Annotated in this window: 25 protein-coding genes; 11 read left to right on the top strand and 14 right to left on the bottom strand. The window is 65.7% G+C overall.

Translation table 11 applies throughout. The annotated features are described in order from the left end of the window. Window positions 1-107: 107 nt before the first annotated feature. The 5 genes from UNPF46_RS21080 to UNPF46_RS21100 all read right to left on the bottom strand — a co-directional run bounded on the left by UNPF46_RS21080 (window position 108) and on the right by UNPF46_RS21100 (window position 6,064). A complete protein-coding gene (locus UNPF46_RS21080) occupies window positions 108-2,786 on the bottom strand; it encodes an EAL domain-containing protein (protein ID WP_142251287.1) in 2,679 nt (892 codons plus the stop codon). A gap of 225 nt (window positions 2,787-3,011) precedes the next feature. Continuing rightward, entirely contained in the window at window positions 3,012-3,806 is a 795-nt protein-coding gene (locus UNPF46_RS21085; protein WP_142251288.1) for an adenylate/guanylate cyclase domain-containing protein, read from the bottom strand. Between the two features lie 129 nt (window positions 3,807-3,935). After that, window positions 3,936-4,781 carry a DMT family transporter gene (locus tag UNPF46_RS21090; protein ID WP_181770038.1) on the bottom strand — a complete coding sequence of 282 codons (846 nt, stop codon included), beginning with the start codon at window positions 4,779-4,781 and terminating at the stop codon, window positions 3,936-3,938. A 52-nt stretch (window positions 4,782-4,833) separates the two neighbouring features. Next, entirely contained in the window at window positions 4,834-5,508 is a 675-nt protein-coding gene (locus UNPF46_RS21095; protein WP_142251290.1) for an SDR family NAD(P)-dependent oxidoreductase, read from the bottom strand. 82 nt (window positions 5,509-5,590) lie between these two features. Continuing rightward, window positions 5,591-6,064 carry a peroxiredoxin family protein gene (locus UNPF46_RS21100; RefSeq protein WP_142251291.1) on the bottom strand — a complete coding sequence of 158 codons (474 nt, stop codon included), beginning with the start codon at window positions 6,062-6,064 and terminating at the stop codon, window positions 5,591-5,593. Window positions 6,065-6,140: 76 nt separating this feature from the next. Between UNPF46_RS21100 and UNPF46_RS21105 the strand changes: the two genes are divergently transcribed. Beyond that, window positions 6,141-6,803, top strand: coding sequence for a TetR/AcrR family transcriptional regulator (locus tag UNPF46_RS21105; protein ID WP_245448599.1), 663 nt, complete (start codon window positions 6,141-6,143; stop codon window positions 6,801-6,803). A gap of 30 nt (window positions 6,804-6,833) precedes the next feature. Here UNPF46_RS21105 and UNPF46_RS21110 read toward each other — a convergent pair whose 3' ends face one another. The 5 genes from UNPF46_RS21110 to UNPF46_RS21130 form a co-directional block, all read right to left on the bottom strand. Continuing rightward, on the bottom strand, window positions 6,834-8,027 hold the full coding sequence (locus UNPF46_RS21110; RefSeq protein WP_245448451.1) for an adenylate/guanylate cyclase domain-containing protein: 1,194 nt from the start codon (window positions 8,025-8,027) through the stop codon (window positions 6,834-6,836). Between the two features lie 103 nt (window positions 8,028-8,130). Further along, on the bottom strand, window positions 8,131-8,715 hold the full coding sequence (locus UNPF46_RS21115) for a HutD/Ves family protein (protein WP_174719146.1): 585 nt from the start codon (window positions 8,713-8,715) through the stop codon (window positions 8,131-8,133). Continuing rightward, the gene (locus tag UNPF46_RS21120; protein WP_246668706.1) at window positions 8,690-9,622 is read right to left on the bottom strand and encodes an alpha/beta fold hydrolase; all 933 of its coding nucleotides are present in this window, start codon (window positions 9,620-9,622) and stop codon (window positions 8,690-8,692) included. The genes UNPF46_RS21115 and UNPF46_RS21120 overlap by 26 nt, the downstream gene beginning before the upstream one ends. 17 nt (window positions 9,623-9,639) lie before the next feature. After that, the gene (locus UNPF46_RS21125) at window positions 9,640-10,197 is read right to left on the bottom strand and encodes a DUF2087 domain-containing protein (RefSeq protein ID WP_142251293.1); all 558 of its coding nucleotides are present in this window, start codon (window positions 10,195-10,197) and stop codon (window positions 9,640-9,642) included. Between the two features lie 244 nt (window positions 10,198-10,441). After that, window positions 10,442-12,538, bottom strand: coding sequence for an adenylate/guanylate cyclase domain-containing protein (locus tag UNPF46_RS21130; RefSeq protein ID WP_142251294.1), 2,097 nt, complete (start codon window positions 12,536-12,538; stop codon window positions 10,442-10,444). Between the two features lie 313 nt (window positions 12,539-12,851). Between UNPF46_RS21130 and UNPF46_RS21135 the strand changes: the two genes are divergently transcribed. The 4 genes from UNPF46_RS21135 to UNPF46_RS21150 are packed head-to-tail and all read left to right on the top strand — an operon-like array spanning window position 12,852 to window position 15,396. Then, window positions 12,852-13,157 carry a BufA1 family periplasmic bufferin-type metallophore gene (locus UNPF46_RS21135; RefSeq protein ID WP_100179644.1) on the top strand — a complete coding sequence of 102 codons (306 nt, stop codon included), beginning with the start codon at window positions 12,852-12,854 and terminating at the stop codon, window positions 13,155-13,157. A 43-nt stretch (window positions 13,158-13,200) separates the two neighbouring features. Beyond that, window positions 13,201-14,118, top strand: a complete 918-nt coding sequence (gene bufB / locus UNPF46_RS21140; RefSeq protein WP_100179645.1) for an MNIO family bufferin maturase — start codon at window positions 13,201-13,203, stop codon at window positions 14,116-14,118. Next, on the top strand, window positions 14,108-14,890 hold the full coding sequence (locus tag UNPF46_RS21145; protein WP_142251295.1) for an HvfC/BufC N-terminal domain-containing protein: 783 nt from the start codon (window positions 14,108-14,110) through the stop codon (window positions 14,888-14,890). The genes bufB and UNPF46_RS21145 overlap by 11 nt, the downstream gene beginning before the upstream one ends. Continuing rightward, a complete protein-coding gene (locus tag UNPF46_RS21150) occupies window positions 14,887-15,396 on the top strand; it encodes a DoxX family protein (RefSeq protein WP_142251296.1) in 510 nt (169 codons plus the stop codon). Before UNPF46_RS21145 ends, UNPF46_RS21150 begins: the two co-directional genes overlap by 4 nt. A gap of 181 nt (window positions 15,397-15,577) precedes the next feature. Here UNPF46_RS21150 and UNPF46_RS21155 read toward each other — a convergent pair whose 3' ends face one another. The 3 genes from UNPF46_RS21155 to UNPF46_RS21165 are packed head-to-tail and all read right to left on the bottom strand — an operon-like array spanning window position 15,578 to window position 17,660. Further along, window positions 15,578-16,423, bottom strand: coding sequence for an SDR family NAD(P)-dependent oxidoreductase (locus UNPF46_RS21155; protein WP_100179648.1), 846 nt, complete (start codon window positions 16,421-16,423; stop codon window positions 15,578-15,580). A gap of 9 nt (window positions 16,424-16,432) precedes the next feature. After that, window positions 16,433-16,984, bottom strand: a complete 552-nt coding sequence (locus tag UNPF46_RS21160; RefSeq protein WP_174719147.1) for a carboxymuconolactone decarboxylase family protein — start codon at window positions 16,982-16,984, stop codon at window positions 16,433-16,435. Then, entirely contained in the window at window positions 16,962-17,660 is a 699-nt protein-coding gene (locus UNPF46_RS21165; protein WP_142251298.1) for a TetR/AcrR family transcriptional regulator, read from the bottom strand. Before UNPF46_RS21165 ends, UNPF46_RS21160 begins: the two co-directional genes overlap by 23 nt. Before the next feature lie 168 nt (window positions 17,661-17,828). On the opposite strand from UNPF46_RS21165, the gene UNPF46_RS21170 reads away from it, so the two are divergent. From UNPF46_RS21170 to UNPF46_RS21195, 6 genes are all read left to right on the top strand, one after another. Continuing rightward, window positions 17,829-19,037, top strand: coding sequence for an ABC transporter substrate-binding protein (locus UNPF46_RS21170; protein ID WP_100179651.1), 1,209 nt, complete (start codon window positions 17,829-17,831; stop codon window positions 19,035-19,037). Window positions 19,038-19,040: 3 nt separating this feature from the next. After that, a complete protein-coding gene (locus UNPF46_RS21175; protein WP_100179652.1) occupies window positions 19,041-19,934 on the top strand; it encodes an MBL fold metallo-hydrolase in 894 nt (297 codons plus the stop codon). A gap of 9 nt (window positions 19,935-19,943) precedes the next feature. Next, window positions 19,944-20,912 carry a Bug family tripartite tricarboxylate transporter substrate binding protein gene (locus UNPF46_RS21180; RefSeq protein ID WP_142251299.1) on the top strand — a complete coding sequence of 323 codons (969 nt, stop codon included), beginning with the start codon at window positions 19,944-19,946 and terminating at the stop codon, window positions 20,910-20,912. A gap of 25 nt (window positions 20,913-20,937) precedes the next feature. Further along, the gene (locus UNPF46_RS21185) at window positions 20,938-21,477 is read left to right on the top strand and encodes a VOC family protein (protein ID WP_142251300.1); all 540 of its coding nucleotides are present in this window, start codon (window positions 20,938-20,940) and stop codon (window positions 21,475-21,477) included. A gap of 117 nt (window positions 21,478-21,594) precedes the next feature. Next, window positions 21,595-23,904, top strand: coding sequence for a caspase family protein (locus UNPF46_RS38635; RefSeq protein WP_142251301.1), 2,310 nt, complete (start codon window positions 21,595-21,597; stop codon window positions 23,902-23,904). Window positions 23,905-23,957: 53 nt separating this feature from the next. After that, window positions 23,958-24,770, top strand: a complete 813-nt coding sequence (locus UNPF46_RS21195) for a class I SAM-dependent methyltransferase (protein ID WP_142251302.1) — start codon at window positions 23,958-23,960, stop codon at window positions 24,768-24,770. Window positions 24,771-24,803: 33 nt separating this feature from the next. Here UNPF46_RS21195 and UNPF46_RS21200 read toward each other — a convergent pair whose 3' ends face one another. Beyond that, on the bottom strand, window positions 24,804-26,363 hold the full coding sequence (locus tag UNPF46_RS21200) for a L,D-transpeptidase (protein WP_142251303.1): 1,560 nt from the start codon (window positions 26,361-26,363) through the stop codon (window positions 24,804-24,806). Between the last annotated feature and the right edge of the window lie 456 nt (window positions 26,364-26,819).

A 26,819-nucleotide genomic window follows, 5' to 3' on the forward strand; every position in this document is an offset into this window, starting at 1 on the left:
ACACCGGTTCGCGTGAAGAAAACGCGTCAAAACAAGAATCTAGAGCTTCGGTTCTGATTCAATCAGAACCGAAAATGCTCTAGGCGCTCGGTGCCCGCGTCCGCCGTTCAGGATGCGGCGCGTCTGGAAGTGCTCTTGCTTGACCTGGAGGGCACGAGGCTCTGCGGCCGCCCGATCAGATATCCCTGCATCTCGTCGCAGCCCTCCTGCACCAGGAGCGACATCTGGGCATCGGTCTCGATGCCTTCCGCCAGAACAGGCACTCCGAGACCATGAGCGAGACCAATCACGGCCCGCACGATGGCGAGCGATCGCTCGCTCTGGCCGAGCGAGACGACGAAGGAGCGATCGATCTTGATCCGGTCCAGCGGAAACGCTTCGAGATATGACAGCGACGAGTATCCCGTTCCGAAGTCGTCGAGTGCGATCAGGATGCCGAGCGCCTTGAGCGACTGCATCGTCCGCTTGGCGCGCGGCATATCCTCGATCAGGACGCCCTCGGTGATCTCGAGCTCGAGACGTGCGGCCGCAAGCCCGCTGTCGCGCAGCGCCCGGCGGACCTGCCGGTCGAGATTTTCCCGACGGAACTGCGCCGCCGAGACGTTGACGGCCACCCGCAGCGGCTGCCCCCATGATGCCGCTTCCCTGCACGCCTCCATCAGCACCCAATCGTCGATCTGCGCGATGGAGCCGCTCTGCTCCGCGATCGGAATGAACTCGCCCGGGGCGATGATCCCGCGCTCCGGATGCCGCCAGCGCACCAGCGCCTCGTAGGCCGTCAGCGTGCCGTCGCGATGCTGCTGCGGCTGATACTCCAGATAAAGCTCGCCCCGCTCGACGGCCATCCGCAAATCGTGCTCCAGCGCGCGGCGGTCCCGCAGTTGCTGGTCCATCGCGCCGGTGAACAGGCGGACGGCTCCTCTGCCCTCGTGCTTGGCGCGATACAGCGCGGCGTCCGCATTCGCCAGCAGCGACACGGAATTGTCGGCGTCTCGCGGATAAAGCGCGACGCCGACGCAGAGATCGATCTTCAGCACATGGCCATCGACCTCGATCGGTTGCTCGAATTGAGCCCGTATCCTCGTGGCGAGCAGCTCCGCGGTTGCCGGCAGGGGCGACTGGTCGGTGATGCCGATGAATTCATCGCCGCCGACGCGAGCGACATAGGATCCTTGCGCCGCCCGCTGCAGGCGCCGCGAGGCCTCGCGTAGCACGGCATCGCCGACGGCATGGCCGAAACGATCGTTGATCTCCTTGAAATGGTCGAGATCAATGCAGAGCACGGCAAAGGCGCCATCGGTGATCTCCGCCCGCTCGATCGCGGCGCCGAGGTGCTCGTCCAGGGCGGCCCTGTTCGGCAGCTCCGTGAGCGCGTCGTGACACGCGAGGTAGCTGACCCTCTGCTGCGCCCGGTTCCGTTCCGTCACATCGAAGGCGACGCAGACATGGGCGGACTGCCCCTCATAGGCGAGCGGCCGGGATTCGATCACGACCTCGATCACCTCGCCGTCGGCCGTCCTGTGCAATTCGCAGTCGCGTCCGGCCGCCGCTTGCGGTTCGCCATAGGCGAGCTGATGCTCGGACATGGCGAGAAGATCCTGGCGGGAATATCCATAGTGCCGGCACATCGCACCGTTCACGGCGATGAGCCGACGCGTCTTTGCATCGACCACCCACATCGGAAGCGGGTTCTCTTCGAACAGGAGGCGGAAAGAGGCTTCGGCTTCCGCAAGCGCCATCTCGGTGCGATGTCGCTCCGTGATGTCCTCGTGGGTGGCGACCCAACCATTGTCCTCCATCGGACGATGCCGGATCCGCACGATCCGGCCGTTGGTCAGCTCCACGGTCGTATCCGAATCTTCGCTGATCACCGGCGCGCTGTTGCGCCAGAGCAGATAATCCGTCTTCTCCATCTTCGGTGCACTGCCGACCGAATAGCGGAGATCGACGATGTCGTTCAGCTTCATGCCTGGCCGGACCAGTTTCGGGTCCAGATCGTAGACCTCGAGATACTGCCGGTTGCAGACGATCAGGCGCTGATCGGCGTCGAAGAAGCACAGCCCCTGGGACATGTTGTTGAGCGCCCGATCGAAGCGCTCCGCGAACGCCGTCGCCGTCTGCTCCGCGGCCCGCGCGCGCTCACCTTCCAGGGCCAGCCGTTCGTGGGTCTCGACCATCTTCACGAAGGAGCGGAAATTGGTGTTGATCATCCGGGCGAGCAGAGCAAGCAGCGCCAGCAGATTGATGCCGACCGAGATCATCATCCCGTCGCCGGAGAGCAGCAGGAGCGTGGCGACGGGCGCACCGGCAATCAGCATCGTCAGCCGGGACGCCGGCGGGAAGCTGCCGAGACAGTAGGCGGTTCCGACGCATCCCATGAAGATGAGAAGGGCAACCGGCGCGCGCAGGCCGGGGTCGACGGCCATGAACAGCGCAAGGATCCAGATCACGAAGCTGGAGCAGATCACCACCGTGGCGAGACGGGCACTTGCGAGCTCGCGATAGGCTTCCTCGGCGGTGAAGTCGGCCTTCTTGAGCCGGAGCCACTGCGCCAGCCGAAACAGACAGATCGCAAGCAGCGCGGCCGGCAAGGCAAATCTCAGCCAGGCCGACACCGTGACCGGGAGGAAAAGGCCGACGCTGATGCTGTCGACCAGAAGAACGGCGTAGAGCACCGGCACCTGCTCGCGCAGCACCCGGAATTGCTCGACGAGCAGCGAACGTCCGAGCGGATCGGTCGTATCGCCGACCACGAATGCGTCACGAATCCGCGCGAAGAAGCCCATCGAGATTGTCCCAACCGCATGGAAGGCTAGGACAGAGACGCGAAGGACACGTAAAAGCACTTGGTGTCTTCGACCTTAACGTGATCGTTGCGACTTCAAAGAAGCTAATCCCGTCAATGAGTTCCGGGCGCAACTGGCGTAACTCGCGGTTCCCGGCGGTTGAGGAAGCCCGTGGTCCCGAGGAGCGAGATCCTTGCGCGGGAGAACGCCTGTTCGCGATCCCGCTCAGCTCTCCACCCGGTACAGCCTCCATCGCGCCGGCACGCCCTTGAGCTGGTGCACGCCGTGATCCCTGAAGCGAATCTCGGACTTCGCCATCAGGTCCCTGACCGCGCTCGAGACCAGGACTTCGCCGGCCCGTGCTTTGGCGGCGACGCGCGTGCCGATGTGGAAGGCAAGGCCGACCATCTCGCCTCCGCTCACCTTGTATTCGCCGGCATGCAGCCCGACCCTGATGTCGAGCCCCAATGTGCGCACCGCCTTCTGGATCGCGGTCGCGCATGTGATTCCGGCCGCCGGCGCCTTGAAGGTCGCCAGGACGCCGTCGCCGGTCGTCACGACTTCCTTGCCGCGCGAGTTCTTCAGCTCCTTGCGCACGGCAGCATAATAATGACCCATGATCTTGGTCCAGCGCGCATCGCCGAGCTTCGCCGCCTTTGCGGTGGAGCCGACGATGTCGACGATCAGGATCGTGGCCAGCACTTGCTTGGACTCGGCGCCGATCTCGGCCGCCCGGCGCCGCGGCGCGATCGGTCCGGAGAGCGGTTCATAGCGATGGCTGCGACGCCGGGCGATCGCGGCTTTGGCATAGTCCTGGGCACGCTGCGCCGTGCCGCACCGAACCGTCTTCTCCTGCGGCAGACGCGTCCAATAGACCTTTCGCCCATCGCCGGCGCCCTGGACCTCCACGGCGCCCCACTTCAGGAAAACCGCCGAACCAACCCGCCGGATGCACCAGGCCTTCGACGTGTACCCCGATACGTTCGACTGATGGACTCCGATGCGTAGGAATTTGGGCATGTCGGTGCGACTGATCGAAGAAACATGGACGAGGCGGCGCAAAGCGTAGTTGCACATGCCCGCGTTGGCAACAGACGAACTGCCGTGCCCTCGCAGAGCGACGACGCGCAGTCGACAGGGCCTCTCGGATCATCCCTGTCGCGTCGTCGCAATCGTCAAACGGATCCCGGTCGCGGTCAGAGCCACTCCCGCGAGAAGAGACGCATTGATCTGCTCATTCAGCATCCGCGCGGAAATCAGCAATCCGACGCTGGGTGTCGCCAGCAGTGCCATCGACATGGTGCTTGCGGCGAAGCGGCGCCCGGCCTCGACCACGGCCCAGTAGGCGAACGCGGTGGCGACCGGCGCCACGTAGACGAGCGTGGCCGCGCCCAGCGGCGACATTGCTGGCGCTCCCTCGGCGGAGATCGCGATCGGAAGCAGCAGGATTGCCGCGATCAGCATCTGCCAGGGGGCGAGGCTCAATGCCGAAGAGGTGAAGCGATGCCCCCGTACGGTCACGATGGTGACGGCCCACGCCGTGGCGGCGCCCATCAGCATGCCGTAAGCCAGGGTCTGCCTGCCGATGACGGCAAAGGACGGCGAGGCGATCACCGCCATTCCGGCACATCCGATCAACACGCCCGCCACCATCTTCGGTCCCAGATCTTCACCCAGCCGCCAGGCCGCGAGCGGCGCGACCACGATGGGCGTCGAAAACGCCAGTACGGATGCACGCCCCGGCGGCAAGATCGTCAGCGCAAGACCGGTGAGCGCCGAATACGCCGCCATCTGAAGCGCCCCCGAAATGACGACGACCGGAACATCGGCGGGCGGCGGCAGCACAAGCTCACCCCGCGCAAGCAGGACTCCGAACAGGATGAGCGCCGCGATCGCATAGCGGAAGCAACCGTACCAGATTGGCGGAATCTGACCGACACCAATCTTGATGACCGGCCAGCTCACGGCCCAGATCAGCACCAGCGACAGCAGCAATAGCCAGTCGCGCGGCCGCGGGTTGGCAACTCGGGCGGATGCGGCGGGCGAGCTAGAATTTTTCACTTGATGGCCGCAGGTCGAGCTCATGGGTCCAGGCGCTGCGGGCCTGCCGGTGCAACTGATAATAGCTCTCCGCAATCGCCGCCGGCTGAAGCAGGCTTTCCGCTGGATCGTCCTCCTGCGCGATCATGCCGTCGAGGATGACATGGGCCACATGAATGTTCTTCGGGCCCAGCTCGCGAGCCATCGACTGTGCCAGCGCCCGCAGGGCGAATTTCGGCGAGGCAAAGGCGGCAAATCCACCACCGCCCCGGATCGATCCGGTAGCACCGGAGAAAATGATCGTACCAGCTCCGCTGTCGAGCATGGATGCCGCAGCGACACGGCCGACCAGGAACCCGGCAAAGCAACCCGTGCGCCAGGCCTGTTCGAACAACGCCGCGGAGATGTCGAGGATTCCTCCCCGATCCCAGATGCCGACATTGAACACGACCAGGGATGGCGGCCCGAGTTCGTTCCCGACACGAGCGAACACGTCCTTGACCTGCTCCGCGACCGTCGCATCGCAAGAGTAACGGCGAACCAGATCGCGGTGGGACACAGCGGCGCCGCCGCTGCGCGAGACCGCAGCAACGCGCATGCCCTCATCCGCGAAGCGCGCAACGAGCGCATTGCCCAATCCGGGACCTGCGCCAACGACGACGGCAACCTCATGTGAGTTCACGTCCGAGCCTCCGGGTTTCAGTTGACCTCACTTGGACCTCACTTGGACCTCACTTGGACCTCACTTGGACCTCACTTGGACCTCACTTGGACTTCACATAACGGACGAAGCCGATCACGTCCTCGGCGACCAACCGCCCAATCGCACCGCTGGAATAGACCGCCGTGATCACCCTTCCGTTCGGGTCGAGAACGAAGCCGGTGGATTGCAGATAGCGCGGGCTCTCGCTGACATAGGCGCCGGTCGTCGCGGCGATCCTGTCCGCATCGGCGCGATAGCCGACCGGAAAATTCAGCCGGTGCTTTTCGACCAGCGTACTTGCGTCGGTCCTGTCGTCGACCGACAGGGCAACGACCCTGATCCCGAGTTCGTCGAGCTTCTCCTTCGCTCGCGCAAAGGCCGCAAGCTGCGCGTTGCAATACGGGCACCATGATCCGCGATACATCAGGACCACGCCGTAGCGGCCTGCCAGGTGATGCGCGACGGAAACCGTACCGTCGGCGACCGTGTCGAGCGTCAGGGCCGGAAAGGCATCACCATTGTCGAGACGAGGCATTCTTGTCTTCTCCAGAAACTGGACTATTTAGTCCAATTACTTGCCAGCCTCATCCCTGTCAAGTACGGTGACGGCGATGAACAAAAACGTGACTGCATTGCCCAAGACCCCAGTGCCGAAGACCTCAATGCCCAACACTTCAGTGCCAAAGACCGCACGGGGCGCGGCAACACGCGCGCGCATCGTCGATGCGGCAACCGAGCTCGTGCGGGCGCGAGGCGCCGCGAACACGACGATCGATGCGGTGATCGAGGCCAGCAAGGCCAGCAAATCGCAGGTCTATCACTACTTCGCCGACAAGGATGAGCTCGTGCTGGCGGTGATCCAGCGTCAGGCCGAGTGCGTGCTCGGAACGCACGAGGGTCTGCTGCGAAAGCTCAACTCCCTCTCAGGACTTCGCCGATGGCGCGACGCCGTCGTCGCGCTGACGCACCAGACCAATTGCGCCGGCGGCTGCCCGCTCGGCTCGCTGGCTGCCGAACTCTCGGAAACGCCGCGCACGCGCGCGGCGCTGGCGGAGAGCTTTGCACGCTGGGCAGGCCATTTCGAAGCGGCATTCGCCAGAATGCAGTCACGCGCGGGAATAACGTCTGCCGGCGATCTGAAAGAGCTTTCGGAGGCGATGCTTGCCAGCCTGCAGGGAGGTCTGTTGCTCGCGCAAACCTTGCGTTCGACACGACCGCTGGAGCTGGCGCTGGACATGGCGATCGATCACGTCGCGGCCCGACTTGGGCTCTAGCTTCACCGGCGGCGTCCGGCGCAGCCCGCCTCAGCCGTGATACGCAAACAGCTCGATCGGATCGCTGAAGCCGCGCACCGCGTGCTGGCCGACACGCTCCAGCTCGAATTTCGGCTGCACCAGCTCGGCGAAGTCGCGTGACAGCAGCACCGGTCGTCCCAACTGCTTGGTCAGGGCCTCCAAGCGCGAGGCCATGTTGACGGCGGGGCCGATCACGGTGAAGTCGAGCCGGCTGCTCGATCCGATGTTGCCGTACATGACGTCGCCGACATGGACGCCGATGCCGTAGTTCAGCGGCGCGCGGCCCGTGCCGCTGTTGCGTTCGTTCAGCGCGGTCATGGCCTGGCGGGCCTCGGTCACGGCATGGAGCAGATCTGCGCAGGCGTCGGGATGTTGCAGCGGAAAGATCGCGAGCAGGCCGTCGCCGATGAACTTCAGGATCTCGCCGCCGTGCCGCGCGATCGGCTCCGACATCGCGTCGAAATAGTCGTTGAGCAGGTCGATGACGTCGTCGCGCGGCCAATTGTCGGAGATCTTGGTGAAATCCCGGAGGTCGCAGATCATGATCGCGGCGCGCACCGTCGTGCCGGTGCCGCGCCGGGTGGCGCCGGCCAGAATGAGCTCGCCGGCATGGGAGCCGACATAGGTCTCCAGCAGGGTGCGCGCCAGGCGGTTCTTGACGCGGATCTCGCTGACCAGCGCCAGCACCGGCAGGAGCTTCTTGAGGGCGGTGATATGCGAATCGTCGAAACCGCCGGGCCGGTCGGTGGCAAAGGTGACGACGTGCTGTTTGCCGAGCGTATGGTACAGCGGCCAGGCGACGTAGTCAGTCAGCCCGCCGGCCCGCATCTCGCCGTAGATGGCGTGCTTGCGGCCGAGCGAGGGATCTTGTTCCAGATTCTCGCGGAGCTCGGTGGCGCCCTCGATGATCTCGCTGGCGGGGCTGCCGATGTATTCGGGCCGCTCGCGGACGTCGTAATCCACCCGCGCGATCTCCGCGCCCGTCATGCCCTCGGACCAGATCATCCGGGCCCCAAGCCATTGCGGATGATTGATCTGGACGTGAAGCGTCGCCCGCTTGAGCGGAATGCCCGCCTGCTGCAGACGGATGCACATCTGCGCGAAGATGTTGTCGATGAAGCGCTCGTCGCGCGTGCCGTTGGTCAGCCAGTCGATGACGCCGTCGGCTTGCGTGGGGGCATTGCTGGTCGTCGGCGTGGTCATCGCTTGCCCTTCAGCGGCGGTTTGCATCGCAGCACATATCGTACTCCGGCCGGGCGCCGTCAACCTGGCCAGTTGCCCGGATTGTGCGCAGGGAGCGATCGCGCTAGCCGATCAGCCGGATCGAGCCCAGCACCGCCAGCCCCGACATCAACGCGAGTTGCGCGGCCGCGGTGAGCTCCACCTTCAGCGTGTCTTCGTGCGAAACTGAAAATTCCTCGCCATCGAGGCGGATGCGGCAACCGCCGCCCGCGGCATAAACCAGATGCGTGCCGGCGGCGAGCTGCCGGTCGGCCGGCGCTCGGAGTGCCAAGAGATCAATCTCCGCCGCCCCCCTCCGCGCCATCAGGTTGACGACCTCGACGGGACCCGCCTCGAGCTCGGTCACGATCTCGAGCTCGCCGGTGAAGCGCACGGTGGTGAACGGCTCCCGCTCGTCGAAGTCCTGCCCCGGCGCCCTCAGCACCAGCCCGCGCCCACTGACGACCATCTGCAGGCGGTCGATGCCCGGCATGTGAGAGAACGGCCCGGGCGCCACGATCGGCGTGCTCGCAAAGCGCCACAGCAGGCTATCCCAGCTCTTCTGCGGCGCGTCGGCCCGATGCGCGTCCGCGATATCGGTGAAGATGCCTCCGCCGTTCTTCCAGGGCGAGCGGGTGTAGTCCTCAGATCTGAGCAATGTTGCCTTCATGGCGATCCTCGATGCGATGGTGCAACGGAGCGCGTTCGCGCGCATTCAAGAACGGCTCGGCCTCCTTGCGCACCAGGTCCAGATGCGTGAACAGCGCGACGTGGCCGCCGTCGGGGGGCGCCAGCAGCTTCGCGTGCGGAATGGCCCGGCAGACGTTCTCGGCATGCAGGAACGGCACGACATTGTCGGCGCGGCCGTGCACGACGAGCGTCGGCGCCGAGATCAACCCGGCGGGCAACTGTCCCAGCGCGGCAAACTGCGCAATGTCGTTGACGGTCCCCGGCAGCCGCTTGGGCAGACGGTCGAACACACCAAATTGCAAGGTGCGAAGGAACGGACCGGCCTCCGGATGGCGGAGGGTCCGATCGCGCATCGCGTCATCGGGAATCGCGCGGCGCGCACCGGCTTGCGGATTCCGTTCAGCCTGCCATTTCAAAGCGCGGGGCAAGCCGGGAAGGCGCGCGAGGTGGCCCATCATGCGCAGACGCGCGGCGATCTCCGGTGGCGTCTGCAGGCGTCCCGTGCAGGCCGAGACCAGCACGAGCGCGCGGCAGCGCGTGGGATGCCGCGCGGCGAATTGCAGCGCCGAGGGACCGCCGGCCGAGACCGCAACGATGACCGCGGTCGAAATTTCGAGCGCGTCGAGTAGCGCCAGATAGACATCAGCCTGCTCGTCGGGCGATGCGCCAAGCGCGAGACGCGAGCCGAGATAGCCCGGGCGCGACACGGCCACCACCTGCTTGTCTCCAAGCGTCGTGGCGAGGGCGCGCGCCAGCAGCCACGACTGATCATGGCCGCCCATGCCACCGTGGATGGCGAGGATGGCGGGCCCCTCGCCCGCGATCGCGCACTGGACCATCCCGCGGGAGGTCTGCACCGAGACCGGCGAAGGTCCGGCGAGCGACAATGTCTGGGGATTTGTCGTCATGTCGCAGCTTCCGCTGCGCCTGCCTTGAGATGACGCAGAAGCGCTGTCGCCTCCAGCGGTGGTTGTCGCTCGATCCTACGATACGCGCGTCCATCGGCCGTGCGGGACACCAGGCCGTGATCGCATAGCGCACGGCGGAGCAAGGCATCGTCGGCAAAGGCGTGCCGACTGTTCAACAGCGTCTTGACTTCCGGCTCGGCCAGACTGCACCGCGGCGGGAAGCCGGCCCACAACACCCAGAGGCTCAGCTGCTGCAGATTGTGGCGGGCAGGCCAGCGCAGCAGCCTGCCGTGCTCGTCGAAATGGCGCGCCGCGCGTTGCACCCGTTTCAGATCGACCGCCTCTCTTTGAACAGCCGGCGCGCCGCGGTCAGCGGACGTGCACGCCGCACCCGCGCGGAAATGCTGATAATTCCTGTGTCCCGTCGCACGCGCAAGAATATTGAGCAGCTCGACGTGTCCCGGTGGCGAGGTTCGCTGCAGCAGCTGAGCGCGTACGGATTTCGCGAGCGCGGAAATGTCGCCCGCAACGAAGGCAATGGGAGTTCTGGCCATGACCAATCCTCTATGCGCCGATCCGGATAGGATTGTCGGAGGTCACCGGCTTACGACGCGGCACGAGGTTTGGTGTCGGTTCGATTGAGCCTTGCAGGTTTAGCTTCCCTCGCGGGACGGTGACGCCTGGGTGAACTGCAGACCCATGAAAATTCCTACTATAGACGCTCGTCTGGCTCAAGCCTGATGTGAGATGCGCGGACAGGCGCGATTGTAGCGCCAGGTGTCCCGGACGCCAGCGCCACTATTTCGAGGCCATGGCCGCCAGGGGGCGCCAGGCGGCGTCGGGCTCTGCCGATGCGAACTGGCGGCAGCGATCCCGCATCAGCTCGGCGGGACGATCGTGGCCACGCCGCTTCAGCACGGCTTCGAAATCGGCGAACGCATCGGCAAAGCGCCGCGCGCGATAGGCGGCAAGGCCGCGCTCGTAATCGGCGATCCAGCCGATCGTCTCGCCGTCGATGATGCCCTCGCCCGTCATCCCGATCAGCTCGTAGACGGACAGCCCCTCCTCCCGTCCGTAGACCGCGATGCTATCGATCTCGCGCGTAATGACGGCGCCGCGTGCCAGGCGTTCGGTGGTCTCGCCGATCAGGATCTGCGTGCCATAGGATTTGTTGGCACCTTCGAGCCGGCTGGCGACGTTCACGGCATCGCCGATCACGGTGTAGTTCAGCCGCAGCTCCGAGCCGATATTGCCTACCAGCATACGGCCCGAATTGATGCCGATCCGGATCTGCAGCGGCTGGCCGAGATCGTCGACCAGGCCGGACTCTTCCACCGCCTTGCGGCAAGCCAGCGCGGCGCGGCAGCACCTCGCGGCGTGATCGTCCTGCGGCTGCGGCGCGCCCCAGAACGCCATGACGGCATCGCCGATGAACTTGTCGATGGTGCCGCCATTGGCGACGATGATCTCCGAGGTCACGTCGAGATAGCGCGAGAGCAGCGGCACGACGCGATCACCGAGTCGCTCGGACAGGCCGGTGAAACCGGCGATGTCGATGAACATCACGCTGAGCTGCTGGACGCTGCCGCCGGGCTTCGCTTCGACGCCCTGCCGCAGCAGGCCACGGACCAGATCGGCCGGGATGAATTTGCGGAACGCGGACAGGCCGGACGCCATCTCGGCGATCGCGCCCGACAGGCTCGCGATCTCCTTGAGCCGCGAGGGGTGGCGGCGGACCTGCTCCAGCGCGAAGGCCTCGACATGACGAAGCTCGCCGACCACGCGCGACAGCGGCGCGGCGATGACGGACCGCGCCAGCATCGCGGAAGCCAGCGCGGCGAGCACCGCGCCGACGGCGAGGCCGAGGATCAGGCGCTGCAGCGTCGTTTCGACCGGCCCGAGAAATTCGGCCTCGGGGATCACGGTGGCGAGCGACCAGCCGGGAAACGGCAGCGGTGTCAGCGCAACCTCATACGCCGCGCCGCCCGAGGTGAGCCGGCTTCGCCAGGCCGCCTTGCGGCCGGCCTCGCCCGCTCTGTCGAGCGCTGCGCGCGCCAGTGGAAGAAGCGTGATATCGCCGCGCGCGGGGTGGAGCTCGTCGGCCTCCTTGTCCGGCGCGGCGACGAGCTCGCCGCTGCCATCGACGATGAAGGCGGTCCCCGTGCGCCCGACCTCGAGCTGCGACAGGAAGCGCGCCAGCCTGGTATATTCGATGATGACGGCCAGAACGCCTTGCCGCTCCTGATAGACGTCGATCGGCCCCGCGAAGGCGATCGAGGGCCGCTCGCCGGTGGCATGATCCATCACCCTGAACCATTGCGGGTCGTCCGCGCTGAGCCCGGCCTTGAACCAGGCCTGATCGGCGACACGGAACGCAGTCGGCTCGAAGCGGCGATTGGCGAATTCGATGTCGCCGGGCACCACGTCATATTCATCCACGCGGCGCTCGCCTGGGTGATCCGTCAGCGAGATCTCCATCATCTCCAGGCGACGATCGCCGAGCTTGTGCGCGGCGAAGAAGGAGCCGTCGGGCCAGCCGAAGGCGACCCAGGAGATCGTCGCCTGCGACTGCAATTGCGACAGAAACACGAACTCGCGCTTGTCGGCCTCGCGGGTGTCGAGCACGTTCTGCAGGAACAGCGTGCGGATCGCGGTGTGCGCGGCACGCGCCTCGTCGACGATGGCCGAGACCTCCTTGCGCACCGCCGCCACGATCTGCTCGTTGATGGTCGAGGCGAGTTGCCGGCTGGTCGCCTCCGCCGTGCGCCACCAGAGCAGGCTGGAGAGCGCGGCCGTCAGCAGGATCGCCGCCAGGACCAGCGCCGACACCGCGAGGCGGATGCTGACCGTCATCCTCGCGATCGCCTGCAGCCGCCGTTCGGGATCAACCTTCATCGCTGCCTTCGCCTGCCGGTCCGCTGGAGCCACTGACATTGCTCTACGCCGCGGACGCTCGCCCGTTACATCTGGCCGGAAACGGGCCCGCGCCGCCAATGCCCGGTGGCTACCGTCTCGATAGACCCTAGGCATTGGCCTTGAGCGGACGCCTGGCCGCAAATACCAGCCCAAGCGCACCGGCGGTGCGCCCGATCCAATCGGTCTCACGGGTTCGTGAGCGGCCCTTCAGTAACGCGGGCTGCCTGCGCATCGAAGGAGACCATGCGCGCATCGCCTGCCAGGGGATGCCATCTCGAACAGGAGAATATCGATGTCTGCCAAACATGCCGTCACCTCGCTCGTCCTCGCCGGCGCCGTATCGACCGCGCTCGCGACCCTCGCCGCCGCCGGCCCGCTGACCAAGGCCGAGGGCGAGGCTGCAATGGCCGCCAAGAAGGAGAAGTGCTTCGGCGTCGCGCTGAAGGGCCAGAACGATTGCGCGGCGGGACCGGGCACGACCTGCCAGGGCACCTCGACCGTCGACTTCCAGGGCAACGCCTGGAAATTCGTGCAGGGCGGCACCTGCACCAGCATCGAGCTGCCGAACGGCAAGAAGGGTTCGCTCAAGCCGGTCTGACGGACGGCGCGACGCCGCCAGCAAGCACGAACGGAGCAGCACGATGAGCACGGTGATCCAGCCGACCCGACCCGCAGCCATGCCGCTTCGCTTCGCAATGCCGATCGGGGGCGTCGCCGGGACGAGCTTCAAGCCGGAGCATCTGGCTGATATCCTCGAGGCAGGACCTCGGCGTGGCTTCTTCGAGGTCCACGCCGAGAACTACATGGGCGATGGCGGCCCGCCGCATCGCGCCCTGGAAGCGATCCGCCGCGACCATCCGCTGTCCCTGCATGGCGTCTGCATGTCGATTGGCGGCCCCCGGCCGCTCGACAAGGCCCATCTGGCACGCTTCCGCAGTCTCGTCGCGCGCTACCAGCCGGCGCTGGTGTCCGAGCATCTGGCCTGGTCCACGCATGAAACCAGCTTCTTCAACGATCTGTTGCCCCTGCCCTACACCGAAGCGACGCTGGCTTGCGTCTGCGACCACATCGACCAGGTGCAGGAGGCGATCCGCCGGCCGCTGCTGCTGGAAAACCCGTCGACCTATGTCGCCTTCCGCGACTCCGCGATGCGCGAGACCGAGTTCATCCGCGCGGTTACCGAGCGCACCGGCTGCGGACTGCTGCTCGACGTCAACAATGTGTTCGTCTCCGCGACCAATCACGGCTACTCGGCGCTCGACTATCTCGCCGACTTCCCGCTGTCGCGCGTCCAGGAAATCCATCTTGCCGGCCATGCCGAGCAGGCCGACGACGAAGGCGACCTGCTGCTGATCGACAGTCATGACGGTCCGGTCGCCGACGCCGTCTGGAAGCTCTACGAGATCGTCATCCAGCGCCGCGGCGCGGTGCCGACGCTGATCGAATGGGACAGCAAGATTCCGGACTGGCCGGTGCTGCAAGCGGAGGCTGCTGCCGCACAGGCGATCCTCGACCGTGATCAGGCCGCTGTGTTTGCGGGAGAGCGTCATGCTGCCTGAACCCAGCCTGCCTTTTGCCGCTGCCTTCGCGCCGGCGCTGCTGGATCCCGCGCGCAGCACGCCTTCGGTCGTGACCGGCCCGAACGGCAAGGCCGCCGGCCGCCGTTACGACGTCTACCGCAACAACGTCACGGTCAGCCTGATCGACGCCCTGGCTGCGGTCTATCCGGCGGTGCAGCGCATCACCGGACCTGAGTTCTTCCGCGCCATGGCGCGCTTCCATGTTCGCAGCCATCCGCCGACCTCGCCGCTGCTGTTCGAATATGGCCGCGATTTTCCGGCGTTCGTCGAAGCTTATGAGCATGCGCAGGACATGCCCTGGCTGGCCGATGTCGCGCGTATCGAACGGGCCTGGCTCGATGCCTATCACGCCGCCGATGCCGCGCCATTGTCGCCGGCCCGGCTCTCGACGGTGACGCCCGATCACCTGGCCGATCTGGTGTTCGTTCCACATCCGGCCGCGCGATGCCTGCGCTCGCAATATGCGGCCGTGACGATCTTTGCCGCCAACCGCGATGGCGCACCGCTCCTGCGCATCGATGCCTCGACGCCGGAGGATGCGCTGATCACGCGACCCGCATTCGACGTCACCGTGCACCGCCTTCCGCCCGGCGGCGCGGTGTTTGCCGATGGTCTGATTTCGGGCCTGTCGCTCGGCGAAGCCGCGGCGTCGGCGCTGGACGCGGCACCTGGATTCGACATTGCCGCAAATATCGCCGGGTTGATCGAAGCCGGCACCTTCATCTCGCTCGCCTGCGGAGACCCCTCATGATCACGGACCAACACATGACCACCGACAGCAGCCTGCCGTCGCCCTGGTTGCTCGTCGACCGGGCCAATCGTCTGGTTCAGATTCTCGCCACGCCTTCGCTGGTCCAGCTCGTGCTGCGCCTCGCGCTGGCCGTGCCGTTCTGGCGATCCGGCATGCTCAAATGGGGCGGCTTCCTGAAGCTGAACGACACCGCCGTGACGCTGTTCAGCGACGAGTTCATGCTGCATCTGCCGGGCGGCCCCTATCACTTTCCGGCGCCGGCGGTGATGGCGTTCCTGTCGGGCTGCGGCGAGATCATGTTTCCGATCCTGCTTGTGCTGGGGCTCGGCACAAGGTTCGCAGGGCTCGGACTTCTGTTCATGACCATCGTCGTCGAGCTCACGGTGCCCGACGGGTGGCCGATCCACATCACCTGGGCGGCGATGGCCCTCGGCATCATGGCTTACGGGCCCGGGAACATCTCGCTCGACCACCTCATCTGTCGCGCCCGATCGCACGCGCGATAGACACCCGATTTTTGTGTCCACAAGCACTCCGTCATCCTGAGGTGCGCGCCCTTGCGCGCCTCGAAGGATGGGCCGCGGGCGCCTGTAGCCCATCCTTCGAGGCTCACCTTGCGATGCGAATGCATCGCAAGGTGAGCACCTCAGGATGACGTCAGTGGGTGTGTTGACGTCGCTAGGCCTCTCACATCCCGCTCAGGCCGCTATCCACCGCCAGCGTCTGCGCGGTGACGTAGACGCTTTCGTCAGACAGGAAGAACAGCACGGCGTACGCGATCTCCCAGGCCGTGGCCTGGCGGCCGAAGGGAACGTGGCCCTTGCCGCGATTGGGGCGGCCGGCGCCGGCTTCGCGGCCGTTCGGGGTGTCGACGAGGCCGGGATAGACGAGGTTGGCGCGGATGCCGCGGCGCGATCCGAGATGGGCGATGTTGCGCATCAGGCCGCCGAGTGCCGCTTTCGATGAATCATACACGGCCATTTGCGAGCCCGCCTTCAGCGCGGCGATCGAGGAGATGAAGACGATGGCGCCGCCATCGTCGAATTTCGGCAAGCCTGCGCGGCAGCATAGCATGGGACCGCGGACGTTGACGTCGTAGATCTTGTTCCACTCCTCCGGGCTGACATTGTCGAGCCCGGTCTTGCCGAAGGTACCGATATTCAGCACCATGCCGTCGAGGCCGCCCATCGCCCGATGCGCCTCCTCGATCATGCGGACGACGTCTGCTTCCGACGTGACGTCCGCGGCAATCGCGAAGGCCTCGCCGCCTTCGCCGGTGATGCGCTTGACCGTCTGCTCGGCGGAGCTGCGGTTGAGATCGGCGACCGCGACCTTGGCGCCCTCGCGTGCGCACAACATGCTCATGGCGCGGCCGTTGCCGATCGGATCGGTGGCCGCGTCGAACACCCGCTGGCCCCCACCGACGATGAGGATACGGCGCCCCTTCAACCGCCCCCTCCCCGGCGCTTCGCCCAAGGACTCCGCGCTGGGTGGACGAACGTAACGCTCCGACTTGGTCTCGGTCTCCGTCATCTCCGCCGCCTACTTCTTGCCGCCGTCATAGACCTTCATGCCGGCGGCGGGATCGAGATCTGTTTCGGTCGCCTCGGTCAGGCGCGCCATCATCATGTAGAAGCCGAGCGCAACGATCGATTCGACGATCTCCTGGTCGCTGAAGTGCTTTCGCACGGACGCGAAGGTCGCCTCGGGAACGCGGACGTTCTCGACGACCTCGCGGCCGAACTTGAGCAGCGCGCGTTCGGCCTCGCTCAAGCCGGCGGCATCGTAGTCGCCACGCTCGACCGCATCGACCTGCGCCTGCGTGCAGCCGACGCCGAGTGCGATCGGCACGTGCTGGCGCCATTCATAGGCGCCGCCCTCGAGCTGGGCCGCCTGGAGGATCAGCAGCTCGCGGTTGACGGCGCTGAGCTTCTGCTTGTGCAGGATCGAATTGCCGAGCCGCATCGCCGGGATCATGTTGGCCTCGGCATGGGCCATCATGCGGAAGATGTTGAGCTTGACCGGCATGCGGTCGAACGAGGCACGGATGTCGCCGCTCGTCGTCTCCGGATCAATCAGGGGCAGCCTTGCCACGATTCTCTCCCTTTGTTTTTCGTTTCTTGTTGCCGTCGTCATTATCCGCCGCAATCAGCGACAGGAAGAAGGACAGATAACGGTCGATCGCCTCGATCACCTTCGGCCGCGGCGAGGGCGCCGCGCCCATCACGTAATGCTCGAGGCGGATATAGATCAGGCCGGCGGCGAACAGCCGGGCGGTCTCGCGCGGATCGGTGGTCGAGATCAGGCCCGCCAGCGCAAAACCGCGGAAATAATCCGTCATCATGCTCTGCTCGCGCGCGTAGAAATGGTCGGCGAACTTGGCACGGATGCCTGGCACGCGGTTACGCTCGGCCGTGATCACCTTCTGGAACTGGTGCTCGCGCGGGTCGGACCATTGCTCGACGAGGTCGAGCGCGAACTGGCGGCAGAACGCCGCGGGCTGGCGCGCGAGCTGCTTGTAGCGCGGCTCCTCCAGCCGGCTCGCCGAACTGGCGGGGCCATGCTCGCTGACGATCGCTTCCAGGATCGCGGCCTTGCCGGGAAAGTGGTTGTAGAGGCTGCTCTCGCGAATGCCGACGCGGCGCGCGAGCTCGCGCATCGAGGCGCCGCCATAGCCGCTCTGCGCGAACAGATTGAGCGCCTCGGACAGGATGCGCTCCCGCGTCGTTGGCGCGGCCGCTTCCGCCGCGCTGGAGGTGTGGACAGCCATGACGACTTGACTAACGAACGATCGTTCGCTAGTCAACCGTACGAACGATCGTTCGTTTGGCCAGCCTGGCGGCAACGGTCGCGGCCCGCAAGCCTGCTTCGGGCGCTGTTCTCGCGTTTCAACTCCGCTCCATCGAGAGGCGGAGAGCAATTTTGGGGAGACGACCTCATGGCGCGCTTTGCCCGCCTTCGCGTAGTTGCGACCAGCATCCTGTTGCCGCTGCTCGCGGCCAGCACCGCCTCCGCCCAAAGCAGGTACGACCCCGGCGCCGACGACAAGGCCATCAAGATCGGCACCACCGCGCCGCTGAGCGGCCCGGTCTCGGCCTTCGCCCAGATCGCAAGATCCGCGGAAGCCTATTTCCGCAAGGTGAACGACGAGGGCGGCGTCAACGGCCGGCGCATCCAGATGATCATCGCTGATGACGCCTACAGCCCGCCGAAGACGGTGGAACAAACCCGAAGGCTGGTCGAGAGCGACGAAGTGCTGCTGATCTTCGGCGGCGTCGGCACCCCGACCAACAGCGCCGTGCACAAATATCTCAACGACCGCAAGGTGCCGCAGCTCTTCCTCGGCTCGGGCGCGGCGAAGTGGGACGATCCCAAGAACTTTCCATGGACCGTCGGCTGGCAGCCGACCTATCGCGACGAGGCGATCGCCTACGCCAGATACGTCAAGGCCAGCCACGCCAACGCCAAGATCGGCGTGCTCTACCAGAACGACGATCTCGGCAAGGACTATCTGAAGGCGCTGGAGGAAGGGCTCGGCGGCGGCGAAGCCATTGTCGCCCGCGCAGCCTATGAGACCTCTGCACCCACGGTCGACACCCAGATCCTGCAGCTGAAGACCGCCGGCGCCGAAATCGTGCTGGTGGCGGCGACGCCGAGGTTTGCGGCACAGGCGATCCGCAAGATCGGCGAGATCGGCTGGAAGCCCGTGACCATCATCTCCAACGTCTCGGCCTCGATCAGCGGCGTGCTCGAGCCGGCCGGCAAGGACAATTCCACCGGCGTGATCTCCAGCCAGTATCTGAAGGACGCCACCGATCCCGCCAACAAGGATGATGCCGGCTACAAGGAATGGCTCGCCTTCATGGACAAGTACCTGCCCGACGCCAACAAGAGCGACTGGCTCAACGTCTATGGCTATACCATCGCGCAGACGCTGGTGACGGTGCTGAAGGCATCCGGCAACGACCTTACCCGGGCCAATGTGATGAAGCAGGCGACCACGCTCAAGGACGTGCGCCTGCCGATGCTGATCAACGGCACCACGGTGAACAACTCGCCGGCACGCTATACGCCGATGACGAGCCTGCAGCTGATCCGCTTCGACGGCACGCGCTGGATGCCGTTCGGCGAACTCCTGAAGAACTGAGGCATGCGGCAGGTCAGAATCGGCAGCATGCGGGTCGATCTCGTCAGCGAGATCCCCGCGCTCGCCTTCGACAAGAGCTGGCTGTTCGCCAACGTCACCGACAAGGTGATCGCGGACAACCGCAGTTGGCTCGATCACCGCTATATCGAGCCGGAGACCGGCCGTTTCATCCTCAGCCACCACTCCTATCTCGTCCGCACACCGCGCTGGACCGCGATCGTCGACACCTGCTGCGGCAACCACAAGAAGCGGCCGCGTGTGCCGGCGTGGAACAACCTCGACCAGCCCTATCTGGAGAATTTGCAGGCACTGGGCGTTGCCCCTGAACAGGTCGATTTCGTGATGTGCACGCATCTGCATGTCGATCACGTCGGCTGGAACACGCGGCTGCTCGACGGCAGCTGGGTGCCGACCTTCCCCAACGCGCGCTATCTGATGGGGCGCGAGGAGTACCGGCATTTCGAGGCCGCGCACAAGGCGGCGCCGAAGAGCCCGGTGAACCACGGCTCGTTCGAGGATTCCGTGCTGCCGGTGGTCGCCGCAGGCCTTGCCGAATTCGTCGAGACCGATCATCGCCTGTTTGGTGATCGCGACGCGGCCCTGCGCTTCGCGCCGGCGCCGGGGCACACCGCCGGCAACATGCAGATCCATCTCAATGGCGGCCACGATCATGCGGTGATGTCGGGCGACGTCATCCATCATCCGATCCAGTGCGCTGCGCCGTGGCTGTCCAATGCCGCCGATGTCGATCCGGCCGCGGCGGTCGCGACGCGGATGGCGCTGTTGGAGGAGCTCGCGGACACGCCGAGCTATCTGCTCACCGGTCATTTTCCGGCACCGACCGCAGGTCGCGTCATCAGGCACGGCGATGCCTATCGCTTTCGTTTCGAGAATTAGGGGACAATCATGAAGTTCAGGACCGCCACGCTCTCATTGCTCGCATTGCTATCGGCGGCACTGCCGTCGCATGCCGAGGATCCGGCCGCCTACCCGACGCACAAGATCAAGATGCTGCTGCCTTATGCGGCCGGCGGCGGCGGCGACGTGGTCGGGCGGCTGCTCGCGGACAGGATGGGCAAGACGCTGGGGCAGAGCATCTATATCGAGAACCACACGGGCGCGGCCGGCACGCTCGGCACGCAGATGGTCGCGACGTCGCCGAACGACGGCTACACCATCACCGTCGGCGGCATGACCACCCATGTGCTGGCGCCGGCGATCTATCCAAGACTGCCCTACGACCCGATCAAGGATTTCACCACCATCGGCCGCGTCGGCACCTCCTCGATCATGCTGGTTGCGACCAAGAACTTTGCCGCCAATGACATCAAGGGCCTGGTCGCGCTGGCCAAGAAGGGCGAGCCGGTGCAGTACGGCAGCTGGGGCGTCGGCTCGACCGGACAATTCTGCGCTGAGATCCTGATGCAGCAGACCGGCATCAAGATGGAGCACGTCCCGTTCAACGGCATCGCCAAGCTGGCCGGCGATTTGCTCGGCGGCCACATCTCGTTGGCCACGCTGGACGTTGCGACTGCAACGCCGCTGGTGAAGGACGGCTCGATCAAGGCGCTGGCTGCCTGCGGCGAGCGTTCGCCGAGCCTGCCCGATGTCGCCAGCTACGGGGAACAGGGCGTGCCGTTCGACCGCAGCCTGTCCTGGGCGATGTATGCGCCCGCGGGCCTTGCCGAACCCATCGCGAAGAAGCTGTCGGCGGCCCTGAAGGAGGCGCTCGGTGATGCCTTGGTGAAAGAGAAGCTGCTGGCGCTCGGCATCACCCCGCAATTCGTGCCCGGCGAGGAGCAGCGCGACATCAATGCGCGCGACATCGCAGCCTGGAAACAGGTTGCCAAGGACGCGGGGATCGAGGTCAAGTGACCGGGTTGAGGACAGGAGCGCAGGCATGAGCCGCATCTTCGGCGCGGTGCGCCAGAACGGATATGTGGTGCGGGACATCCAGGCCGCGATGAAACACTGGATCGAGGTGATGGGTGTCGGCCCCTGGTACTACATGGACCGGGTCAAGACCGACTGGTTCCGCCATCGCGGCCAGGACTCATCCGTCGAGATGAGCATCGCGCTCGCCAATTCCGGCGATCTCCAGATCGAATTGATCCAGCAGCGCAACGACGCGCCCTCGTTGTACAGGGAGTTCCTCGACGCCGGTCACGAAGGGCTCCAGCACATGTCCTACTGGAGCCACGACTATCAGGCGCTCTACGACAAGGCGATCGGGCTCGGCTACAGGGTCGGCCATGAGGGCCAGATCGGCGGCGACAAGGGGCGCTTTGCCTATTTCGACACGCAGGCCCATCCGGGCACGGTGATCGAGATCTCGGACATCAGCGGCACCAAGGGGCCGTTCTTCGAGCGGGTCCGTCAGGCGGCTCTCGGCTGGGACGGGTCGCGGCCGATCCGCGAGGTCGGCGGCGGTACATCGTAGGATCGATTGCCGGCATGCGGCGCGGGGAAACGCCGGTCCGGACCAAATAGAAATTGTATTGCGCCCCCGGTCGGATATTCTTGCCGACATTTATAGATCCCGGCTTTGGGGGCCGTGATGAAGTTTCTTTATCTCTTTATTTTCGGCACATTGGCGCTTGTCTCGGAGCCCGCCGCAGCATTTGCCGACCAGCGCATGGCGCTGGTCATGGGCAATTCGGCCTATCAGCGCGCCCCCAAGCTCGCCAATGCCACCAACGACGCCGGCCTCTTGGTCGAGACCTTCAAGAAGGCCGGCTTCACCGTCGTCGAAGCACGCAACGATCTTTCCGCGCAGGACATGCGCCGAACCTTGCGCGATTTCGGCGCGAAGGCGCGTGGCGCCGACATCGCCGTGATCTACTATGCCGGCCACGGCATCGAGATCGACGGCAACAATTATCTCGTTCCCGTCGATGCCCAGCTCGAGAACGACACCGATGTCTATGACGAGACCATCGGGCTCGACCGCGTGCTGGTCGCCATCGAACCGGCGAAGCGGCTGCGCCTCGTCATTCTCGATGCCTGCCGCGACAATCCGTTCGCCAAGAACATGAAGCGCACGATGGCATCGCGGGCGGTCGCGCGGGGCCTGGCCAAAGTCGAACCGTCGAGCCCGAACACGCTGGTGGCCTTCGCGGCCAAGGCCGGGCTCACGGCGCTCGACGGCGACGGCAAGAACAGCCCCTTCGCCACCGCGCTGGCGCATCACCTCGCAACGCCCGGCCTCGATCTGCGCAAGGCGTTCGGCTACGTCCGCGACGAGGTGCTGCAGGCCACGACCAACAGGCAGGAGCCGTTCATCTACGGCTCGCTCGGCGGCGACGACGTCGTATTGGCGCCTGCGACTGCGATTGCCTCCCCGCCGGCCGCGCCGGTGGGCTCCGGAGATGCGAGCGCATCGCGCGACTATGAATTTGCCGAACGCGTCGGGACCGTGGAGGCCTGGGATCTCTACATCGCGGCGCATCCGAGCGGGTTCTACACCGATCTGGCCAAGGTTCAGCGCAACCGGCTCGCCGCGGCGACGCCGCGCACGCCTCCGGTCACGGTGGAGAACGAGCTGAAGAAGGTGCAGACCTCACCCGTCCTGCCGCCGCAGCCGGAGGCCGCAAAGCCCATGGCTCCCCCCAAAATGGCGGCTGCTCCGGCCACCGTCGTCCCGCTCGCACTCTCGGGTGCCCCGGCAGGCGAGACGAAGAGCGTCGCCGCCGCGCCGGCATCGACTTGCACCACGCGCACCGCGCGGCACGGCAACGATGCCGTCGGCGGCCCGTTCATTCCGGTCTCGATCAAGCCGAATGTCGAGGGCGCGAGCGTGCGCACGATCGCCGTGTCGCCCAACGGAAGGGAGGTCGCCACCGCGGGCGACGACGGCGTGATCCGGCTCTGGGACGCCGGCTCGTTTCGACTGACGCGGGTGCTGCGGGGACACACCGGGGCGGTCTACGCGCTCGACTACTGGACCGACGGCAGACAGCTTGCCTCCGCCGGGTGGGACGGCAAGGTGAGGGTATGGGACCTCGGAAGCGACGGCCGCAGCTTGAGCTTCGATGCCGGCGCAAAGCAGTTCGCCGTCGCCTTCGCGCCGGAGCCGTCGCTCAAATACCTGGCCTCGGCCGGCGAGGACGGCGTCGTGCGGATCTGGAACCTCGTGACCCGCGAGCTCGCCAAGAGCAAGCTCGATCACCAGAGCGGCGATCCCGCGCGCGCTGCGGTTCGCTCCTTGAGCTACGCGCCCTCCGGCTCGGGTGAGTTCGTCTCGGCCGGCTATGACGGCAAGATCAGGTTCTATCGCACCAGCGGTGCCGTCGACGCAAAGGACGCCTATGGCCGCAAGGCCCTGCGCGTGGCCTATTCGCCCGACGGCTTGCGCGTGGTCACCGCCGGCTCGGATGCGGAGCTCGGCTCGGCAAAAGTGTGGGACGTCAGGAGCGGCGCATCGCGGCTCCTCGCCGGCCATCGGGATTATGTGGTGTCGGCGAGCTGGTCGACGGACAGCAAGCGCATCGTGACCGGCGGCGGCGGGCGCGACAAATCGGTGAATTTGTGGGACGCCGACAGCGGCCGGCTGCTGGCAAGTTTCGCGGGCCATCAGGAGGACGTCGAGGCGGTCGCGTTCTTCCCGGGCGGCACGCGGCTGATCTCGGCGAGCGAGGACAAGACCATCAAGGTGTGGGACATCGCCGAGCGGCGCGTGCTTCTCACTGCGATCGGCTTCGGCGATGACGGCTATGTCAGCTACACGCCGGAGGGCTGCTACACCGGCTCGAACGGCATCGAAAGCCGGCTCAGCATCTCCAGCGGCAGCCGTTTCGAGCCGATGTCGCTGGAAGCGCGCAAGGCGATGCAGGAACCGGCGGGATTCACGTCGCTGCTGGCGCGGTAGGCGGCGAGCCGTGCTAACATAGGTCCCGTGTCCGAACCTTCAGCGAGGCAAACATGTCCAACACTGACAAGGTTTTCGCCGGCTCGATTCCGAAAATCTACGACGAGTATCTCGTGCCGATGATCTTCTCCGTCTATGCGGAGGATATCGCGAAACGCGTCGCGGCCCGCTCTCCCGCCGTGCTGCTGGAGATCGCCGCTGGCACGGGCGCCGTGACGCGCGCGGTGGCGGCGGCGTTGCCGCACGGCGTCCGTTATGTCGCGAGCGATCTCAACGAGCCCATGCTCGCCGTTGCCGCGCAGCGCCAGGCAAATGACGATCGCATCACCTGGCGGCAGGCGGACGCCATGGCCCTGCCCTTCGGCGACGCCGAGTTCGACGTGGTCTGCTGCCAGTTCGGCGCGATGTTCTTTCCGGACCGCGTCAAGGCTTACGGAGAGGTCAAGCGCGTCCTGAAGGGCGATGGCACGTTCGTGTTCAACGTCTGGGACCGCATCGAGGACAATGTGGTCACCCACGAGGCGACAATCGCACTCGGCAGGATGTTTCCCGACGATCCGCCGCGTTTCATGGTCCGCACGCCACACGGCTATTACGACAAAGCCGTCATCCGAACGGATCTCGAACGCGCAGGCTTCCGCGACATCTCGATCGAGACGCGATCTGAAACCAGCCGCGCACCGTCGGCCGAATACGTCGCACTCGCGCTCTGCCAGGGCACGCCGCTGCGCAGCGAGATCGAGGCAAGGGATGCCAGCAAGCTTCAGGCTGCGACCGACCTCGTTGCCGAGACGCTCCGAACCCGGCATGGATCCGGAGCGGTCGACGGCAAGATCCAGGCGATCGTGATCGAAGCGCGGGCGTAGCGACGACCTCGGCCCGCCGCAGCGGGCGAGCAGTTACCACCAGTTCCGCTGCATCGGCTGCGTCGATTGATAATACTGGTACTGGCCACGCTGCCGGCGCGGATTGGCCGGCTGTACGTAGGGATCGCGCTGCTGGAAGAAGAAGCCGAAGCCGTTGCCGCCATTGTCCCAGCCGTCATCGCTGGCGATCATGGCAGGCGCGGTCGGCTTGCGGGTGATGAAGCCGCCTTGCGGCTGATCGCTCAGCACCGCGACGAACTCGGTGCGGTAATTGGTCTCGGCGCTCAGCGGCTCGTCCGAGATGATGATCGAGGAACGCGGCAATGCGGTCGGCCCGATGCGATCCCACACGTCCTGCGGGATGGTGATGCGGTCGAGGGCATTGCGGGCCTCGTCGCCGTTTTCGATCGTGACCACGCTCCAGCGCAGGCCCGTGTCGGTCTTCGCCATCGCCGTGAAGATATGGGTGCCGAGCGGCTGCTCGGGATTGCGGATGGTGACGGGGACTTCGATGCTGGTGTCGAACACCTCGCCGCCGCCATCGGGGGCCGGCTTGTGCGTGTTTCGCCGCACATAGAGCTTCTGCGTCGAGCGGCTGATATAGACCGAGACCGGCTCGCCCGCGAGCTTTGCGTCGGTTGCGGCCTTGACGGCGTCGGCCTTCCTGGCCGCAGCGGCCTTGGCGGCATCCTTCGTCGCGGCGACGGCATCGCGCTTGGGCTGCGCCGCGGCCTTGGCGACGTCGAGCTGCGTCGCCGCGTCGGCGGCCTTGGTCGCTGTCTTCTGCTTCAGCTCCTCGGCCTTGGCGCGGGCCTGATCCGTCTTGGCGTTGGCGAGCGTCTTGTCCGCGAAGGCGAGCTCGGCGTCAGCGCGGGCCTTCTGCTGCTCCAGCTTGCGCAGCAAAGCAGGAAGCGAGGAAGCTTCTTTCGCGGCGACGGAAGCAGCCTTCTTGGCCTCGTCGGCAGCCCTCGTCGCCTCCTCGGCCTCGGCGGAGAGCTTGTCCGCCCGGCTCGGGGCCGCCGCGATGGCTTCCGGCTTCGGTACGAACAGCGAGGGATGAGAAATCTCGGTCGGGACCGAGTCGTGGGGCGAGATGATCACACGCATCCCGATATAGGTCTTGTCGAACAGGTTCTCGGCGAAGCCGAACGGCATGCGCACGCAGCCATGCGAGGCGGCGTAGCCCGGCAGCGGTCCGCCATGCAGAGCGATGCCGTTCCAGGTGATGCGCTGCATGTTCGGCATCCAGGCATCGTCATACATGGTCGAGCGGTGGTCCTTGTCCTTCTCGACGATGGCGAAGACGCCCGCCGGCGTCTCGCGTCCCGTGGTGCCGGTGGACACCGGCGCGCGCAGGATCCAGCCCTCGGAATCGTAGAAAGTGACCTGCTGGCTCTTGATCGAGACGATCGCCATGATCGGCTGGCCGGCCTGGCGCGGGGCCACCGCCTCCGCCGGCTGGCGCGCCTGCTTGGCCGCACCGGCCGGGGTGAGCGCGGCAAAGGCGACCATCGCCGCCAACGTCACAAGTCCGGGAGGGCCCCAACGCCGCATCGCACCGGTGAATTGCGCCGTCGTCAGTCGGTCTTTCATGCCATACCCCGGTTGTCAGTCCGTGCTTGCGTCGATCATCGGTCAGATTGCAATTTTTGGATTAAGAAATCGCAGCCGCCATCCGTTCCGTATCCAACGCCATACGGCCTCTTCCGGCGGCAAATCTCTCATATACGACGGCCCGCGCGGGCGAAAGGGCGGCATGTGGCAGAGACTGGCCTGAAGCTGGTGGCCCATCGCTGCGGCAGAATGTCCGCCGTGGCGACGACAAAATCCCGATATCCGTCCCCATGTCCGAGCCGAGCGGCCCAGAGACCACAATCCGGTCACAGATCGTTCACCTCCCGCTTGACGGTTTTACACCGCGCCAGCGTCTTGGCGCCGACCGAAAAGCTTTGGCCGAAAAAGCCGGCTAGAGCATTTTCGGTTCTGATTGAATCAGAACCGAAGCTCTAGATTCTTGTTTTGACGCGTTTTCTTCACGCGAACCGGTGT

It is taken from the genome of Bradyrhizobium sp. UNPF46 (assembly GCF_006658625.1).
Classification (GTDB): Bacteria; Pseudomonadota; Alphaproteobacteria; order Rhizobiales; family Xanthobacteraceae; genus Bradyrhizobium; species Bradyrhizobium nitroreducens.